17 protein-coding genes are annotated in these 18,630 nt (G+C 39.0%); 12 read left to right on the plus strand and 5 right to left on the minus strand.

Annotated features, from left to right (window positions below):
* Positions 1–4 precede the first annotated feature (4 nt).
* Positions 5–997, minus strand: coding sequence for an aspartate--ammonia ligase (gene asnA, locus INP94_RS03695; protein ID WP_197544059.1), 993 nt, complete (start codon positions 995–997; stop codon positions 5–7).
* A 156-nt stretch (positions 998–1,153) separates the two neighbouring features.
* Here asnA and asnC point away from each other — a divergent pair, with 156 nt between their 5' ends.
* Positions 1,154–1,606, plus strand: coding sequence for a transcriptional regulator AsnC (gene asnC, locus INP94_RS03700; protein ID WP_005694780.1), 453 nt, complete (start codon positions 1,154–1,156; stop codon positions 1,604–1,606).
* Positions 1,607–1,658: 52 nt separating this feature from the next.
* On the opposite strand, the gene INP94_RS03705 is transcribed toward asnC, so the two are convergent.
* Complete coding sequence (locus INP94_RS03705; RefSeq protein WP_197544060.1) at positions 1,659–2,954, minus strand: NAD(P)/FAD-dependent oxidoreductase; 1,296 nt, start codon at positions 2,952–2,954, stop codon at positions 1,659–1,661.
* A 158-nt stretch (positions 2,955–3,112) separates the two neighbouring features.
* Here INP94_RS03705 and INP94_RS03710 point away from each other — a divergent pair, with 158 nt between their 5' ends.
* Together INP94_RS03710 and INP94_RS03715 are read left to right on the plus strand one after the other, a co-directional pair.
* Positions 3,113–4,168 (plus strand): extracellular solute-binding protein, encoded by a 1,056-nt coding sequence (locus tag INP94_RS03710; RefSeq protein WP_197544061.1) that lies wholly within the window; start codon positions 3,113–3,115, stop codon positions 4,166–4,168.
* A 61-nt stretch (positions 4,169–4,229) separates the two neighbouring features.
* Entirely contained in the window at positions 4,230–4,643 is a 414-nt protein-coding gene (locus tag INP94_RS03715; protein WP_197544062.1) for a PACE efflux transporter, read from the plus strand.
* Between the two features lie 101 nt (positions 4,644–4,744).
* Here the strand turns inward: INP94_RS03715 and purB are convergent, their stop codons facing one another.
* Positions 4,745–6,112, minus strand: coding sequence for an adenylosuccinate lyase (gene purB, locus INP94_RS03720; protein WP_197544063.1), 1,368 nt, complete (start codon positions 6,110–6,112; stop codon positions 4,745–4,747).
* 16 nt (positions 6,113–6,128) lie between these two features.
* Complete coding sequence (hflD, locus tag INP94_RS03725) at positions 6,129–6,752, minus strand: high frequency lysogenization protein HflD (protein WP_005694773.1); 624 nt, start codon at positions 6,750–6,752, stop codon at positions 6,129–6,131.
* Positions 6,753–6,892: 140 nt separating this feature from the next.
* Between hflD and trpS the strand changes: the two genes are divergently transcribed.
* The 6 genes from trpS to INP94_RS03755 all read left to right on the plus strand — a co-directional run bounded on the left by trpS (position 6,893) and on the right by INP94_RS03755 (position 14,450).
* On the plus strand, positions 6,893–7,897 hold the full coding sequence (gene trpS, locus INP94_RS03730) for a tryptophan--tRNA ligase (RefSeq protein WP_049367590.1): 1,005 nt from the start codon (positions 6,893–6,895) through the stop codon (positions 7,895–7,897).
* 55 nt (positions 7,898–7,952) lie between these two features.
* Positions 7,953–8,243, plus strand: a complete 291-nt coding sequence (locus INP94_RS03735) for a YfcZ/YiiS family protein (protein WP_049385111.1) — start codon at positions 7,953–7,955, stop codon at positions 8,241–8,243.
* A gap of 32 nt (positions 8,244–8,275) precedes the next feature.
* Positions 8,276–9,064: a 4Fe-4S cluster-binding domain-containing protein gene (locus INP94_RS03740; protein ID WP_197544064.1), complete on the plus strand. Its 789-nt coding sequence runs from the start codon at positions 8,276–8,278 to the stop codon at positions 9,062–9,064.
* Between the two features lie 106 nt (positions 9,065–9,170).
* Positions 9,171–10,418, plus strand: a complete 1,248-nt coding sequence (locus tag INP94_RS03745; protein WP_197544065.1) for a NupC/NupG family nucleoside CNT transporter — start codon at positions 9,171–9,173, stop codon at positions 10,416–10,418.
* Between the two features lie 128 nt (positions 10,419–10,546).
* Positions 10,547–11,263: a purine-nucleoside phosphorylase gene (deoD, locus tag INP94_RS03750; RefSeq protein WP_197544066.1), complete on the plus strand. Its 717-nt coding sequence runs from the start codon at positions 10,547–10,549 to the stop codon at positions 11,261–11,263.
* A gap of 421 nt (positions 11,264–11,684) precedes the next feature.
* On the plus strand, positions 11,685–14,450 hold the full coding sequence (locus INP94_RS03755; RefSeq protein ID WP_197544067.1) for an autotransporter outer membrane beta-barrel domain-containing protein: 2,766 nt from the start codon (positions 11,685–11,687) through the stop codon (positions 14,448–14,450).
* A gap of 67 nt (positions 14,451–14,517) precedes the next feature.
* On the opposite strand, the gene greB is transcribed toward INP94_RS03755, so the two are convergent.
* Entirely contained in the window at positions 14,518–14,994 is a 477-nt protein-coding gene (gene greB, locus INP94_RS03760; RefSeq protein ID WP_005697419.1) for a transcription elongation factor GreB, read from the minus strand.
* 106 nt (positions 14,995–15,100) lie between these two features.
* Between greB and INP94_RS03765 the strand changes: the two genes are divergently transcribed.
* The 3 genes from INP94_RS03765 to INP94_RS03775 all read left to right on the plus strand — a co-directional run bounded on the left by INP94_RS03765 (position 15,101) and on the right by INP94_RS03775 (position 18,620).
* Positions 15,101–17,413 carry a Tex family protein gene (locus INP94_RS03765; protein WP_197544265.1) on the plus strand — a complete coding sequence of 771 codons (2,313 nt, stop codon included), beginning with the start codon at positions 15,101–15,103 and terminating at the stop codon, positions 17,411–17,413.
* A gap of 102 nt (positions 17,414–17,515) precedes the next feature.
* Positions 17,516–17,899: a hypothetical protein gene (locus INP94_RS03770; RefSeq protein ID WP_049362435.1), complete on the plus strand. Its 384-nt coding sequence runs from the start codon at positions 17,516–17,518 to the stop codon at positions 17,897–17,899.
* A gap of 217 nt (positions 17,900–18,116) precedes the next feature.
* The gene (locus INP94_RS03775) at positions 18,117–18,620 is read left to right on the plus strand and encodes a contact-dependent growth inhibition system immunity protein (RefSeq protein ID WP_197544068.1); all 504 of its coding nucleotides are present in this window, start codon (positions 18,117–18,119) and stop codon (positions 18,618–18,620) included.
* Positions 18,621–18,630: the final 10 nt, after the last annotated feature.

The following is an 18,630-nucleotide window of genomic DNA, read 5'->3' on the forward strand; positions in this document are numbered from 1 at the left end:
TCGATTAAAGAATATGTTGATATTGTTCTAACATTTCTTTTGGCCATACGCTTGATTGCACTTCACCAATGTGTTTTTTATGAAGTAAAAGCATTGCCATACGAGATTGACCGATACCACCACCGATAGTGAGAGGTAATTTGCCGTTTAATAAATCTTGGTGCCAATCCATTTTTAAGCGATCTTCATCACCGGTTAAACCAACTTGTAAACGTAATGCAGATTCATCTACACGAATACCCATTGAAGAAAGCTCAAACGCTTTACCTAACTCAGAGTTCCACACCAAAATATCGCCGTTTAAACCTTTGTAGCCGTTTTCTGATTCAGTTGTCCAGTCATCGTAGTCTGGTGCACGACCATCATGTGGTTTACCATCTGACAATTTGCCACCGATACCAATTAAGAACACGGCGCCATATTCTTTACAAATGGCGTTTTCACGTTCTTTACTGCTTAAATCCGGGTAGCGTTTCACTAAATCTTCGCTGTGAACGAAGGTGATTTCTTTCGGTAAGCTTGATGGAATGTCAAAGCGAGCTTCTACGGCTAATTCAGTTAAACGGATTGCACGATAGATAGAACGTACCGTTTCTTTTAAATAAGCAAAGTTACGGCGACCTTCAGGAATCACTTTTTCCCAGTCCCATTGGTCTACATAAACTGAGTGAGTTTGATCCAATGAATCTTCATCTGGACGTAATGCTTTCATATGAACAAATAAGCCTTCACCTTCTTTGAAATGGAAACGTGCGAGAGTATGGCGTTTCCATTTAGCTAATGAGTGAACCACTTCATAAACCGCATTTGGGATACATTTCACGTTTACTTGAACCGCTTTCTCAATGCCTGATAAGTTATCTTGCATACCGTTGCCAACTTCACTAAGGATTGGACCTTGTACTTCGATAATGCCAAGTTGTTCAATCAAGTTTTGAGTAAAGGTGTTCTTCACAAAGCTAATTTCTTGTTGTTGTAAAATAAACGTCTTTTTCATATTTATCCTTCTTTTTATAATAACTGGTAAGATTTGTTGAGCATTATTCAATAAAATGACAAATTATTTCAAGTAATTTCTTTACATTGTTTTAAATGTTGAATATTATCAAAAATAAAGAAGATATTTTGAAAAAGATCTAATAAGGAGTGTTTTATGAACAATATCGATACACTTGATCGCCAAATTCTCCGTGTGCTGACTAAAGATGCGCGTACACCTTATGCAGAGATGGCCAAAAACTTTGGCGTGAGCCCAGGTACGATTCATGTTCGCGTAGAGAAAATGCGTCAGTCTGGTCTGATTGAAGGCACAAAAGCGATTATTGATGAGCGTAAACTGGGTTATGATGTGTGCTGCTTTATTGGCATTATTTTGAAAAGCGCAAAAGATTACGAAAAAGTGATTAAAAAGCTAGAGACCTTTGATGAAGTGGTGGAAGCCTATTATACCACGGGAAATTATTCTATTTTTATCAAAGTGATGACACACACCATTGCTGAATTACATTCCGTGTTGGCGACTAAGATCCAGTTAATTGATGAAATTCAATCAACGGAAACCTTGATTTCCATGCAAAATCCTATTTTACGAGACATTAAACCTTAAATGTCATCGAAACAATACAGGCGTGTTTGATACACGCCTTTGCTTTTTTTGATTAACGATAACGATCGAGGAATTTGTAATAGAGTACGCCGATCTTGGTGGCTAAGTTTTTGAGGGATTTTCCACCGTAAAACGAAGGCACTTTCAATCCTTCAAAAATTCTCAAACGTTCGTCATTGCCTAAAATTGCTTCGGCAATAATACGTCCCGCAAGCCCGGTTAGTGCGACACCATGACCAGAATAGCCCTGCGCAAAATAAATATGCGGTGAGATACGCCCGAAATGTGGGGTAGCGTTCATTGTCATATCAATCGGTCCTGCCCAACCATAATCAATTTTGACATTTTCTAATTGTGGGAAAACATGCAGCATATTGCGGCGCATAATTTGCACCATATCTTTTTCGGAGCTTGAGTCACTGCCGAATAATAGGCGGTTATCTGCACTCAAACGATAGTAATCGAGCAAGATATTGTTATCACAAACAGACATACCATTATTGATTACTGAATCAGCCGTGGCTTGATCTAAAGGTTCGGTTGCAATAATAAAGCTTTCTACTGGCAAAATTTTACGATTAATGCCTCGATGAATGGATTTTGGTAGCGCATCAATATAAGCGTTGGTGGCTAAAATAACATCTTGAGAAATGACCGCACTTTTATCGGTTTTGACTTCAATGCAACCTGATTTTTCTATTAAATCCACAACGGGCGATTGTTCGTAAATCTGTACGCCTAAATCCAAGCAGGCTTTTGCTAAACCTAAGCAATAATTTAATGGGTGTAGGTGACCAGAATTGCTATCGTATAACCCGCCTACATAAATATCGCTGCCTAGATGTTGTTTCAGTTTGGCTTTATCCCAAAGTTGCATTTTGTCATAGCCAAAAGTTGCGTGGCTGGCTTTTTCCATTTCAATGAGATCGTCCATACGACGTTCATTTAACGCCAATGTGGCATAACCTTTTTTCCAATCGCATTGAATGCCATATTTCGCAATGCGTTCATCAATAATATCAATGGCTTCGAGTGACATATCCCAAAGTTGCTTCGCTTTATCAAAGCCTACTTGAGCAATATATTCATCAATGCCTTCTTCAAAACCGTTGATGGCTTGACCGCCACTTCTACCAGATGCGCCAAATCCAACTCTCGCACCTTCTAGAACAATCACTTTTTTGCCTTTTTCTGCTAATTCAAGGGCGGCGGATAAACCAAAGAAGCCCGCACCGATGACACAAACATCCGCTTCTTCTTGCTGAGTGAGTGGCGGCAGTTCAAAGGTTTGATTTCGACTATCGAGATAATAAGATTTGACGTGTTCTTGATGAGCAAATTCGAGCATAGTTGATGACTGATTAACATAAAATAGAGATAAGCGAAATCTTACCCTGATGGGAAAATATGTCAAACCTTTTGCAAAAAAGGTGCTATACTCCTTCGAGTTTACATAAGTAAACGATTGCTTAGGTTTATTTTGATTGTCCTGAGGAGGTCAATAAATTGAAAAAAAATGCTGTTCAATACATTAAATCACTTTGTCTGTCTGCGGTCGCATTCGTCGCAACCTCTGCGGCATTTGCTGCTGAAAAACTTTATGTTTATAACTGGACTGACTATGTGCCATCTAATTTGGTTGCGGAATTTACCAAAGAAACCGGCATTGAAGTGATTTATTCAACATTTGAAAGTAATGAAGAAATGTATGCTAAATTGAAGCTGACCTCTAGTACAGGTAGTGGTTATGATTTAGTTTTCCCATCAAGCTATTACGTCAACAAAATGGCGAAAGAAGACATGTTACAAGAGCTTGATCACAGCAAATTAAGTAATTTTAAACAAATTCCAGCAAATTTATTAAACAAGGAATTTGACCCAAATAACAAATATTCTCTGCCTTACGTTTATGGCTTAACTGGTATCGGCGTAAATGCGGATGATATTGACCCAAGCAAAATTACGAGTTGGGCTGATTTTTGGAATCCGGAATTTAAAGGTAAAGTGTTATTAACCAGTGATGCGCGTGAAGTGTTCCACATTGCATTACTTTTAGATGGTAAATCACCGAACACTAAGAATGAAGAAGACATTAAAGCGGCTTATGAGCGCTTAGTGAAATTGTTACCAAATGTGGTGACCTTTAACTCTGATTCGCCAGAAGTGCCGTTTGTTCAAGGTGAAGCTTCTATCGGTATGTTATGGAATGGTTCAGCTTATTTAGCACACAAAGAAAATCCAAGTATCCAATTTGTGTACCCAAAAGAAGGCGCGATTTTCTGGATGGATAACTACGCGATTCCAAAAGGTGCGAAAAATACAGAGGGCGCTTATAAATTTATCGACTTCTTACTTCGCCCTGAAAATGCGAAATTAGTGGTTGAAAAAATGGGCTTCTCTATGCCAAACGAAGGTGTGAAAGCGTTACTTTCACCTGAAATGGCGAATAATCCAACCTTGTTCCCATCTGCTGAAAACATTGAAAAAGGCATTATGCAAGGTGATGTGGGTGAAGCGGTTGATATTTACGAAAAATATTGGAATAAATTAAAAACCAATTAATCAAATATTGATGAAAAGTGCGGTGAATTTGACCGCACTTTTGCTTTGTAAAGGATGACAAATGAGTTTTCTTGAGCGACTTTTTCACGCAATCTTGTTTGAAACCACGGTTGTGTTGCTTTCTGTTTTTGCTTTGTATTTCTTTACAGAAGAAAGTGTTTCTATTCTCTTTGGGTCCATGGTACTGGTTTCCTTAACCGCCATGCTATGGAATATGATCTTTAATTATTTCCTCGATAAAATTTTCACGGGCCCGCGAGAAAAGCGTGGTGTGATATTTCGTACTTTACATGCCATTTCATTTGAGGGCGGTTTGCTTATTTTCACCGTGCCGATCATTGCTTACTTTTTAAAAGTGGATTGGATTACAGCTTTTATGATGGATTTCAGCTTAACGGTGATGGTGACCGTTTATACCTTTATTTTTAATTGGGTGTATGATCACGCGCGATTACTGTTTATTAAGCGTGAATGATGCAATAGGTAAGAGAAGAAATAAAAAAGTGCGGTCAAAATCTAAGATGTTTTTGACCGCACTTTGATTTTTTAGGGCATGAAAAGCTGCCCTTTTCTTTATTAAAGTTTTTCCACTAACTCAATGGCTGCACCAATATAGGTTGCAGGAGTGAGTTGTTGTAAACGTGCTTTTTCATCGGCTGGGATATCCAGTTTTTCGATGAATTCACGCATTGCTTTTTCATCAACACGTTTACCACGAGTCAGCTCTTTTAATTTTTCGTATGGTTTTTCAATACCATAGCGACGCATCACGGTTTGAATTGGCTCAGCTAAAACTTCCCAGTTTTGGTTGAGTTCATCACGGAGATGTTGTTCGTTCACTTCTAATTTGCTGATACCTTTACGCGTTGCGGCATATGCAATTAAGCAATAACCTAAACCCACACCTAAGTTACGTAATACAGTGGAGTCGGTTAAGTCACGTTGCCAGCGAGAAATTGGTAATTTTTGACCTAGGTGAGTCATCACCGCATTGGCTAAACCTAAGTTGCCTTCTGAGTTTTCGAAATCGATAGGATTTACTTTATGTGGCATGGTAGATGAACCAATTTCACCTGCAATAGTGCGCTGTTTAAAGTGATTTAACGCAATGTAACCCCATAAGTCACGATCGAAGTCGATGATGATGGTATTAAAACGAACCACGGCATCAAAGTATTCAGCAATGTAATCATGTGGCTCAATTTGAGTAGTGTATGGGTTCCAATCTAAACCTAATGAAGTGACGAATTCTTCACTGAATTTATGCCAGTTAATATTTGGATAAGCTGATAAATGCGCATTGTAGTTACCCACAGCACCGTTGATTTTACCCAAGATTTCATTTTGTTGGAGTTGTTTGAATTGGCGTTTTAAACGGTAAACCACGTTTGCCATTTCTTTACCTACAGTACTAGGAGAGGCAGGTTGACCATGTGTACGAGAAAGTAATGGGATGGTTTTGTATTCGTTTGCTAAACGAGTGATTTCATCAATCAGTTTTTGCCATTCCGGTAAGATTACTTCTTCACGTGCTGTTTTTAACATTAAGGCGTGAGAAAGGTTGTTAATATCTTCCGAGGTACAAGCAAAGTGAATAAATTCAGAGACTTTGGCTAATTCTGGTAAAACTTCACTTTTTTCTTTTAAGAAATACTCAACTGCTTTTACGTCATGATTCGTAGTGCGTTCAATTTCTTTGATACGTTCAGCATCTTGAAGACTGAATTCTTCCACAATTTTATTAAGGTAATCGTTTGCTTCTTTGGACAAAGAAGAAACTTCTTGGATTTCAGCGGTCGCCGCCAATTTTTGTAACCAACGTACTTCCACGGTGACACGGAATTTGAGCAAGCCAAATTCACTGAAAATACCACGTAATGCGGTGGCTTTATCTTGATAACGACCGTCAATCGGGGAAAGAGCGGTTAATGCGGAAAGTTGCATAAGAGTTCTCCAAGGATTAATTTAAAGTTAAGTAGAGTTGTCGTGCCGCTTGCACTAATTTTTTACGATGAAACAACAGTTGCCATTTGCTGCCGCCGACTTGACGCCACAAAACGGCAGAACGAATGCCGGCAAGTAAACACGCACGAATTTTGTCTTGCACGCTTTGTTGCTGCAAATGATATGCCGAACCAATAATGTGGATGCGTTTGCCTAAAGGGCTAATCGTATCGACATAAATGTTTGCCATGATAGAAAACATCTCATCATCAAATTGATTGTCGTGATAAGCAAGTTGTTCCGGTAAACGGGCAATACGGCGGCCAAGTTCTTGTTTGATTTCAGGTTGTTTGTTTAATTTGCTCTCTAACGCTAACAAGCTGCCCCAGTAGTTTAATAAATTTTTGTCGTTTAATTGGGTGAGTTGCTCAATAAGCGTGTTTAATCCCACTTTAAGATGTTGAACATCACCGCCAAATACGGCTAATGTATCTTCAGGTTGAGTAATGAGAAGAGAATGAATGGTCGTTTGGAATGCATCTTGGTTATCAACTTCGCCTTTTTGTGCTAATTGACTGATTAATAAGACTGATTGACAAACACCGGCAAGTGCCAGAGCCATATCATTATAATTTTTCATTGGGATTATAAATTGTGAGCTGCAGAAATTTTTGGCGTAATATAGCATTTTTACACATTGTTTTGAACTCAATCATTAAAAAACGCCCTATCTTTTGTTATCATAGCGCCAATTCAGTTTACAGAATAAAAGGATAACCAATGACAAAACCAATTGTATTCAGTGGCGTGCAGCCTTCCGGCGAATTAACTATCGGGAATTATTTAGGTGCACTTCGCAACTGGGTGAAAATGCAAGAAGATTATGAGTGTATTTTCTGTGTGGTGGATTTACATGCCATCACGGTACGTCAAGACCCTGTAGCACTTCGCAAAGCGACTCTTGATGTGCTCGCCCTTTACTTGGCTTGTGGCATTGATCCGAATAAAAGCACGATCTTTGTGCAATCTCATGTACCAGAGCATACTCAACTAAGCTGGGTGTTAAACTGTTACACCTATTTTGGTGAAATGAGCCGTATGACTCAATTTAAAGATAAATCAGCACGTTATGCTGAAAATATTAACGTGGGTTTATTTGATTATCCGGTTTTAATGGCAGCAGATATCTTACTTTACCAAGCGAAAAGCGTGCCGGTAGGGGATGACCAAAAACAACATTTAGAAATCACCCGTGATATTGCCGCTCGTTTTAATGCGCTTTATGGTGATATTTTCACGATTCCTGAAATTTTCTTAGGCAAAGCAGGTGCGCGTATTATGTCTTTGCAAGATCCTGATAAAAAAATGTCTAAATCAGATGATAACCGCAATAACGTGGTGACCTTGCTTGAAGATCCTAAATCGGTAGCGAAAAAAATCAAACGCGCGGTGACAGACTCTGATGAACCGCCTGTTGTTCGTTATGACGTGAAAAACAAAGCGGGCGTGTCTAACTTATTAGATATCCTTTCTGCAGTAACGGATAAATCTGTGGCAGACCTTGAAAAAGAATTTGAAGGCAAAATGTATGGACACTTAAAAACAGCGGTGGCTGACGAAGTGTCAAACTTACTTGCGGGTTTACAAGAACGTTTCTATCAATATCGTAACGATGAAGCACTTTTAGACGAGATTTTACGTCAAGGTGCAGAAAAAGCCCGTGCAAGAGCGAAAGAAACCCTTGCCAAAGTGTACGAAGCCGTCGGCTTTGTCGCTGCAAAATAATTTTAAACTTAATAAGCCGTGTTATATCACGGCTTTTTTAGATAAGGAGAAAAAGATGGCCATTCAAACAGAAAAACCTATTGAATGTGTAGGCTGTAATACTTTCGATATGAAATCATTGTTTGATAACAGTGATTGTAGTTTCCCTATCGAACAGTTTTACGCGACTCGTCAAGATGCAGAAGGCGCATTGGAATATTTCACATTAAAAGCACGTGATGTAGAAAGTGAACCTTGCCAAATTCAATCTGAAATTCAACAGGTTGAAGAGGGATATGTACTTAAAGCGGTTTTCACATTCTGCTGCCAAGCGGAATTAGTGATTTTCCAAATGAAGCTTGTGTAAGTGATAACTTACTCTAGAAAAAAGCGCTATTTGTGACCGCACTTTCTGATATTTATGTTCCCCTGCATCGTATTATTCCTTTTTCTAATGTAGAAGGGCAGGGGAATCGTACCAGTATTTTCTTACAAGGTTGTAAGTTAAACTGTCTTTATTGCCATAATCCAGAAACCATTCCTCGTTATGCAGAAGGCGCTCATCAAGTCAGCCTGCAGTATTTGTATGAGCAAGTAATGGATGCAGTTCCTTTCATTCGTGGCGTAACCGTTTCTGGCGGTGAACCCACCATTCATCATAAAAAGCTCGTTCCATTGTTTCAAAAACTACGTGAGGAAGGGCTAACTTGCTATTTAGATAGCAGTGGTTTCTTTGAATTTGACGCAATTCGTCCTTTAATTGATGTCACAGACAAATTTCTCTTTGACCTGAAAGGAGAAGGGCTTGGCTTGCAAAGTTTGTGCTTTGATAGGCAAAATCGGCAAGGCATTGTCCCTCAAAACATTATTCCTACTCATCAACATATCAAACAAGAAAATTTAGATCGCAATTTGAAGAACTTGGCGCAATTATTGCCATTAAATAAAGTGGAAGAAGTGCGGTTAGTTTATGTGGCAAATTTTTTTGATGCAGAACAGTTGGTGGAAAAAGTCGCGTCCTTATTGAAAGACTATCCGGATGTGTTGTTCAAAATTATCCGAATGCACACAAAAGGTGCACGAGACGCCGAAGGACTCACGCCTTATGTCCCAACTGTTGAACAGACCCAAGCACTTGAAAACTATGCGAAATCTTGTGGTCTGACCAAAATTGTGACCATTTTATAAGCAAACATGCCAAAAAGTAGTAAAAATATTCCGACTTTTTACCGAAAAACAAGTAGAATAGGACAATTTTATTCACTTACTTATCTAACCAACCTAGGGGAAAAAAATGGGTATTTTAGGTAGCGTTTTAGGCATTGTCGTATTACTGGTCATTGCCGTATTATTTTCAAATAATCGTAAGGCGATTAATTTACGTACTGTATTAGGGGCTTTGGCGATCCAAATCGGATTTGCGGCCCTTATTTTGTATGTGCCGTTTGGTCGTTATGCATTACAAGCGACAGCAAATGGTGTATCAAATGTTATCGCTTATGGTAATGAAGGGATTAACTTCGTCTTTGGTGGCTTAGCAGATCCTTCAAATGCCGGCTTTATCTTTGCGGTGAAAGTGTTACCAATCATCGTCTTTTTCTCTGGTTTAATTTCGGTGCTTTACTATTTAGGCATCATGCAAGTGGTCATCAAAGTGATTGGTGGTGCATTGCAAGCTGCGTTAGGTACATCTAAAGCAGAATCAATGTCTGCAGCCGCGAATATCTTCGTTGGTCAAACTGAAGCACCTTTAGTGGTTCGCCCTTACATTAAAAATATGACCCAATCTGAATTGTTCGCTATTATGGCGGGTGGTACAGCTTCTATCGCGGGTTCAGTAATGGCAGGTTATGCAGGAATGGGCGTACCATTGACTTACTTAATCGCAGCATCTTTCATGGCTGCACCAGCAGGTTTATTATTTGCGAAAATTTTATTCCCACAAACTGAACAATTTAACGATAAACAACCTGAAACGGATGATAGCGAAAAACCAACCAACGTGCTTGAAGCAATGGCAGGTGGTGCGAGTGCAGGTATGCAATTAGCGTTAAACGTAGGTGCGATGTTAATCGCATTCGTGGGTTTAATCGCTTTAATTAACGGTATCTTAGGTGGCGTAGGCGGCTGGTTCGGTTACGGTGATTTAACATTACAATCAATCTTTGGTTGGATCTTCAAACCATTAGCGTATTTAATTGGTGTATCTTGGGATGAATCTGCAATTGCGGGTCAAATGATTGGTATGAAATTAGCGGTGAACGAATTCGTGGGGTACTTAGAGTTCGCGAAATACTTACAACCAGATACAGCAGTTGTATTAAGTGAAAAAACTAAAGCCATCATTACTTTCGCATTATGTGGTTTCGCTAACTTCAGCTCTATCGCAATCTTAATCGGCGGTATCGGTGGTATGGCACCAAATCGTCGTGGTGATGTGGCTCGCTTAGGTTTAAAAGCAGTTGTCGCAGGTACATTAGCTAACTTAATGAGTGCGACTATCGCAGGTTTATTCATCGAGTTAAGCGGCGTAGCAATGTAATTAAAATGTGGTGAATTTTGACCGCACTTTATCTCTCAACACCACGAATCGTTCGTGGTGTTGTATTTTAAAGCAGGCGAAAACGTTTGCTTAAATGATTTTTTATTTATCAACAAGAGGAAAAAACAATGACTCCACATATTAATGCTCCTGAAGGCGCATTTGCAGATGTTGTATTAATGCCAGGCGATCCGCTTCGTGCAAAATATATTGCTGAAACATTCTTAGAAGATGCGAAAGAAGTGACTAACGTTCGCAATATGTTGGGTTATACCGGTACTTATAAAGGTCGTCGTATCTCTGTTATGGGTCACGGTATGGGTATCCCATCTTGCTCAATTTATGCGAAAGAATTAATTACTGAATACGGGGTGAAAAAAATCATCCGTGTTGGTTCTTGTGGTGCCGTACGTATGGACGTTAAAGTACGTGATGTTATCATTGGTCTTGGTGCATGTACCGATTCAAAAGTAAACCGTATCCGTTTCAAAGATAACGATTTTGCAGCGATTGCTGATTTTGATATGGCACAAGCAGCGGTTCAAGCAGCGAAAGAAAAAGGTAAGCTTGTTCGCGTAGGGAATCTTTTCTCTGCAGACCTCTTCTACACACCAGATTTTGAAATGTTTGATGTGATGGAAAAATACGGCATCTTAGGCGTAGAAATGGAAGCGGCTGGTATCTATGGTGTGGCAGCAGAATATGGTGCAAAAGCACTTTGTATCTGTACCGTTTCAGACCATATTCGTACACACGAACAAACTACTGCGGAAGAACGTCAATTAACCTTCAATGATATGATTGAAATTGCGTTAGAGTCTGTATTAATTGGTGATAAAGCATAATTTATCCGATTGATAGAATAAAAAAGAGCGGTCAATTTTGACTGCTCTTTTTTTTGACAAACTTTCTTAAGTTTATTATGCATAAATCTTATTTGATTTATTTCCTTAAAGATAGTAAGGAAATATATTTTGTTATTTTGATTGTGTATTAGAGATGATTTTTAACTTTTATTATTCTTATTAATCATTGTTTTATTGAGGTATTTTATTTTTTCTTCGGGTTTTCTTGATTTTTATTTCTATTTTGTCTCTATCTTTTCTTTTTTATGTTGATAAAGTCTGACTGATTTGATAAAGTATTCTGTGAGATATTTTTAGTGATTGTCTTGTTTATTATTCGTTTTTTAATTCTAGTGAATGTAGTACTCAATGACTGGCTTTATATAACGGTATTTTATTAACTTCATATTTAAGGTGAACTATGCATATTCAAAACAAAAACACCTCTTTGGGTGGTGGGGCATTAAAGGTTAAATTAACCGCTCTAACTTGTATCCTTATGGGGATATTTTCCACATCAGCTCAAGCCGAAGATCTCTACGGTTGTCACAACACTTCTCTTATTAAGGTTGAAAACGCAAATGGTTGTTCTGCTTCAGTTGGTTTAAATCAAAAAAATGACGGTGCTGTTTTTGGTGGATTTGCAGATGGCACCGCAAATAATAACCGTGTAAATATAGCGCATGGTGCGAATGTGACATCAAGCGTTTATGGTGGTTTTACGAGCGAAAAAGAAGCGAATCATAATGAAGTAGTAATTGGGAATAATGCTCAAATCGGTACGGGCAGAAATGGCGGTGGTGTTCGGGGCGGTACATCAATTGAATCTCACTCAGATTTTAATGCTGTTCGTATTGGTACAAATACCACTGTTATTGGTAGTGTGATTGGCGGCTCAGGAGGCTCCTATAATAAATCAGTTGCGAATAACGTGAGTGCATCGAGTAATAGCGTGCATATTGGTGACCTTTCTAATATCACTTCTTCGGTAAGTGGTGGTGACGGTGGAAAAACCTCTTCTTTTAATGAAGTCATTATTGGTAATGGTGTTAAAGTTGGGCGTGAAGTTTCACTCGCTAATGGTGGTATTGTTGAGGGGGGCGGGGCTTCTGTGAAGTCTGATTTCATGAGTCAAGAAGCAAACTCAAATATTGTTCATATTGGTGATGATGCTCAAATAGCCTGGATATATGGAGGGGTTGCCAATGCGGTTTTTAGCAAAAATAATGTGGCCACTGATAACAGAGTAACTATTGGAGAGCGCAGTCATACCGTATTTGTAAGTGGTGCTGAAGGGTGGGAAAGTTCAAAAGTTGCCAATAATTCCGTAACAATTGGAGCAGATGCGGTAGCGGGGGAGATTTATGGTGCACGTTCAGCATCGGGTAATGTATTGAATAATACCGTTCAAGTTGGTAAAAATTTAGTAGCTAATTTTGTGACAGGTGGTGATGCTTATTCTGCGGTTGCTGGTGAGGGGAATGCACATAATAACACGGTACTGATAGGTAAGAATGCTAAAGTAGCGGGTATTATTATTGGTGGTAATGCATTAACAACGGCAAACAATAACACAATAGTGCTAGATAAAGGCTTTCATATTGGCGGTGTTGGCGGAGGTTCAGCACAAAGTGAGTCTAGCAATAACACAGTGACGCTTTTTGCCGGAACCGTAGATAAAAATATCGTAGGTGGCACTAGCTTTAATTCAAAAGGTAATGTACTTAATTTAGGTACAGCCAGAGAAGGTATTGAAATGAATAAACTGACAGCTGAGGAAGTGTTAAATTTCGATACCATCAATTTCTATTTACCTGAAAATGTTCGTCATAACGATACGGCTCTAAATCTTTCTACGTTGTATCTTGATCTAGGTAATACAACAATGAATGCTTATGTGCCAGGCAATGCGAATTTACATTCTGGTGATGTGGTACATTTGATTAAAGCTAAAGACGGATTATACTGGAGTGGTAAAGGAAATGTGTATCAAGGCATTACTTTAACGCATGATTTAGCGAGTATTGCGCTGACAGAAGACAATAAAAATCTAGATCTTACCTTTAAACGTAATAATCAACAAAATACTACGCCAGTTACAGATACAACCACTAAACCGGTTGAGAATAACAATACAACGGGAACTCCAACTAAACCAGTTGTGAATACCAATACAACAGAAACAGCAACTAAACCGGTTGTAAATACCAATACAACGGCAACAACAAATAATCCAGTGGTGAATACAGATACAGCATCAATTACAACAGTAAATCCAAAAACTAAATCATTAGTACAAGGTCGTTTAGTTGCACCTGCGTTAGTTAATAATGGGGCAAGTTATCTTGCTGGAGGTTTGAATTCGTTGTATCAAGACGCTAATTTAAACCAAACTGGTGCAAATGAAAGCGGGTTTGTTCAGGCTGGTGCAACTGATCGTGATATTACGACTGGAAGTTATGTTAACTTGAAAGGGGTTACATTGGATGCAGGCTATGCTTGGAATAAACCGAGTGTTTCTGGCAATTGGTTATATGGTGTAGCGGCTGAATATGGCTATAGCCATTATACAACTCATTTAGATGACGGTACAAAAGGTAAAGGTAAAGCCTGGAATCTTGGTGCAAATGTATTTAGCAATTACTTATGGAATAATGGCCTATATGCACAAGTAAGTTTACGTGCAGGACGCGTATGGAATGATTATCGTAGTGATGACTTCGTTCACGCAAATGGTACAGGTGTAAGATATAAGAGCAATGCAAATTATCTTGCTAGCCATGTCGGTTTTGGTAAAGTGTGGCAGTTAGGTGAGAATAACTCCTTAGACACCTATGTGAAATATTTTTATTCACATACTTCAGGTGATGAAGCGAAGTTAAGTTCTGGTGAAACTTACCATTTCTCATCAGTTCGCTCTAAACGTGGTCGCGTGGGTGTGCAGTATAACCATAATTTAAACAATTTAGGTATGCACTTTGGTGTGGCTTATGAACGTGAGTGGAATGGTGATGTACGTGCACAATACCAAGGTTATGCATTACCAACGCCAACAATGAAAGGTGGTACAACTATTGCGGAAGCTGGGGTAGATTATAAACTTACAGGTAAACAATTTAATACAACCTTACAAGGCTATGCTGGTCGTCAAAAAGGTTTAGGCATTCGTTTTGGTATGACATTCTAATCTTGAAATGCTTGAAAAAAGAGCGGTCAATTTTGACCGCTCTTTTGTTTTTTCTATTTCGCTTTCGCTATTTTTCATACCAAATTCGGTTCACATAGAGCACCACTTTACCAGAGGGTGTCTCAACATGAATTTCATCATCAACACCTTTTCCGATTAAGGCACGAGCGACGGGAGAATCAATGGAGATCCAGTTTTTAGCGGGATCGAATTCATCGCAGCCGACAAGGCGATATTGCTTCACTTCGCCTTCTTCATCTTCTAGCTCAACCCAGGCACCAAAAAACACCTTACCTTCTTGTTTCGGGTGGTAATCCACGATTTGTAGCACTTCTAAGCGTTTAGAAAGAAAACGCACACGGCGATCAATTTCCCGTAAACGACGTTTGCCGTAAATATATTCTGCGTTTTCACTGCGGTCACCTAGAGCCGCGGCATCTGAAACCGCTTGAGTAACTTTAGGGCGTTCTTCTTTCCACAAAAATTTAAGTTCTTGGTCAAGCGCAAGCCAGCCTTGACGAGTAATGTAATTTGATTTTGCCATAATGAAAATAAAAGAAATTTTTTTGAATTATATTTGAGCCTGTTGTCTAAAACCAGTATTCTATTCCCGTTTTTATCGAATCCTTTAATAACAAAGAAGTATGACAATGTTAAATCAACAAATTAGCCAAATTATTGCGGCAGAATTAACTGTTCAACCCCAACAAATCCTCGCCGCCATTCAATTATTAGATGATGGTAACACCATTCCATTTATTGCTCGTTACCGTAAAGAAGCTACTGGTGGCTTGGATGACACTCAACTTCGTCATTTTGAAACCCGTTTAATTTATTTACGTGAATTAGAAGATCGTCGTCAAACCATTTTGAAATCTATTGAAGAGCAAGGGAAATTGACTGATGAATTGCGTGACAAAATCCATGCGACACAAAGCAAAACTGAATTAGAAGATTTGTATTTGCCATATAAACCAAAACGTCGCACGAAAGGGCAAATTGGGATTGAAGCCGGTCTTGAACCATTGGCTGATTTACTTTGGAACGAGCCAAAGAATGATCCTGAAACGGCAGCAGCGGAATTTGTAAATGCTGATAAAGGTGTAACAGATACTAAAGTCGCACTTGATGGCGCACGCTATATTTTAATGGAGCGTTTTGCTGAAGATGCGGGCTTATTAGCGAAAGTACGTGATTATTTAGCGAAAAATGCCGTTATTGTATCCAAAGTGATCGAAGGCAAAGAGACGGAAGGTGCAAAATTCCAAGATTATTTCGATCACCAAGAATTATTGAAAAATGTGCCTTCTCATCGTGCATTAGCCATGTTCCGTGGACGTAATGAGGGTATTTTACAATTAAGCTTAAATGCGGATCCTGATGCGGAAGAGGGAGGTCGTCAAAGCTATTGTGAAGAAATTATTCGTGATTATTTAGATGTCCGTTTCACGGGACAGCCTGCAGATAAATGGCGTGAGCAAGTGATTGCGTGGACATGGAAAATCAAAGTTTCGTTGCATTTAGAAACGGAATTAATGGCAAGTTTACGTGAAAAAGCGGAAGAAGAGGCCATTGATGTTTTTGCTCGAAATCTGACCGCACTTTTAATGGCTGCACCGGCTGGGGCGAAAAGTACCATGGGCTTGGACCCAGGCTTACGTACAGGTGTTAAAGTCGCTGTGGTGGATAACACAGGTAAATTATTAGATACCACCACCATTTATCCACACACGGGGCGTGAAGCTGAAGCGCAAGTGGTGATTTTCAGCTTGATCCGCAAACATAACGTAGAATTAATTGCCATTGGTAACGGTACCGCTTCTCGTGAAACTGAACGTTTTGCGAAAGAAGTGATTAAAGAAATCAAAGAAAATAAACCGCAAACCGTTGTAGTGAGCGAAGCGGGGGCGTCCGTTTATTCTGCTTCTGAATTTGCCGCAAATGAATTCCCGAATTTAGATGTATCTTTACGTGGAGCGGTGTCTATTGCTCGTCGTTTACAAGATCCATTGGCGGAGCTAGTGAAAATCGAACCGAAAGCCATTGGTGTAGGGCAATATCAGCACGATGTAAACCAAACCCAACTTGCGCGTAAACTTGATGCTGTGGTGGAAGACTGTGTAAACGCGGTGGGTGTGGATTTGAATACGGCATCGGCGCCATTGCTTGCTCGCGTGGCGGGGATGACAAAAACCTTAGCGCAAAACATTGTGGAATATCGTGATGAAAATGGTCGTTTTGAAAGCCGTGCAGAATTGAAAAAAGTACCACGTTTAGGACCAAAAGCTTTTGAGCAATGTGCGGGCTTTATGCGTATTGCAGGCGGGAAAAATCCACTTGATGCTTCAGGGGTTCACCCTGAAGCTTACCCTGTGGTCGAAAAAATCTTGCAAGCGACAGCACAATCTATCCAAGATTTAATGGGCAATGCGGGTGTGGTACGTCAGCTTGATGCAAAACAATTCATTGATGAGCAATTTGGTTTACCAACCGTTCAAGATATTTTCAAAGAGTTGGAAAAACCGGGGCGCGATCCGCGTGGTGAATTTAAAACCGCTGTATTCGCAGAGGGCGTGGAAGAAATCACCGATTTAAAACCAGGTATGATTTTAGAAGGTACCGTCACTAATGTGACCAACTTCGGCGCATTTGTGGATATTGGTGTTCACCAAGACGGTTTAGTACATATTTCATCATTAAGCGATAAATTCGTAGAAGATCCACATCAAGTGGTGAAAACTGGCGATATCGTGAAAGTGAAAGTCTTAGAAGTGGATGTGCCGCGTAAACGTATTGCGTTAACGATGCGATTAGATGAAAGTGCGGTCAAAAATGACGGCAAATCTGACCGCACTTTAAGTGCAAAACCAAGAGGTAATGCACCTCGCCAAGATCGTCATCCTAGAGGAAATAGTGCGATGGGGAATGCCTTTGCCGATGCGTTGAAAAATTGGAAAAAATAATTTCGTCATTTAGATGAACATTGTGGCCAAATAGGCGTACAATGAAGGGGATCTGGTCAATCATCCAATCCCCTTTTTTATTTCAACGAAAGGAATATTCTTATGGAAAAAGGTATTCTTGGGCCGCATGAAGGCAAGGAGCTGGAATTAATGTTAAGGGGCGAAAAGCAAGTGGCATTATTCAATCAGGAGCTCGGTATTCCTGACGCCTTTCTCCCTTATCTTGAGCTAGGAATGCTTCATTCAAAAACAGTGCAACGTCATGTCAATGATGTTTGCTTAACCGATTTTATTGTCTATTTACCTCAATCTCTTGCACTTGCTGAACAAATGGAAGTGTTACTTCCCGCAAGCACTGTGAATGGTTTTGATCCAAAAGTTGAACGTGAAATCGGCCGAATTCTTGGCTACCCAGAAAAAGATATCGAATACTACATTCAGCATTTTCAAGATAATTTAGAGAAGTATCGGCAGCAGTATAGTTGATTGATGAAGTAAAAGTGCGGTCAAAAACACAAGAAATTTTGACCGCGCTTTTGTTTCCAAAGGTGATTATTCTAAGTAAACCTTATAATTTCACATTCATTTTTCTGTAGAAATATCACTATAGATAGCATAACAAGTCAAAGTGGTAAATTAGGTAATTGTTTAATGTATACTAGATCGAAAGGAACTAATATTATTGTTAATAAGGTAAATTGATATGAATAAACCAAAAACTGTTTCAGTTATAGTAAATAATGAATTCTTATTAGTGACTTCTATTATTAGAGGGATGATTGGAATGACAGATCCAGATCAAGATTTTATTTTTAATCAAGTTGATATTACAGATTCATATTTTGGAAAGTTGGTTAGAGAAAAACTTGATGAAAGCAGAGAAGTATCCCTCCAGGAATTTCAAGCTATTTTTAATTCTGAGAAAATGAAGGGGTTACAAAAAAGACTTGAGGAAGAGATGAAAAAACGCTATGGATACAAAAATAAAAAATCTATCTATAAGGATATGTCTTTTTTATCTTTAGAACAAGATAATTTATATATAACTATTTCGCCTCTTCATCAAGATTCTTTAGATGGAAGTACAGGAATTTCACTTCCTGACAATTCAGCATTAGAATTTAAATATGATAAGAGTATTTCGGATGAAGAATTAGGAAAAGCCATAAGACAAGCTCTGACGTATTGTACGAGTATTTATCGGTAATATATTTCCT

It is taken from the genome of Haemophilus parainfluenzae (assembly GCF_014931395.1).
In the GTDB taxonomy this organism is placed as follows: domain Bacteria; phylum Pseudomonadota; class Gammaproteobacteria; order Enterobacterales; family Pasteurellaceae; genus Haemophilus_D.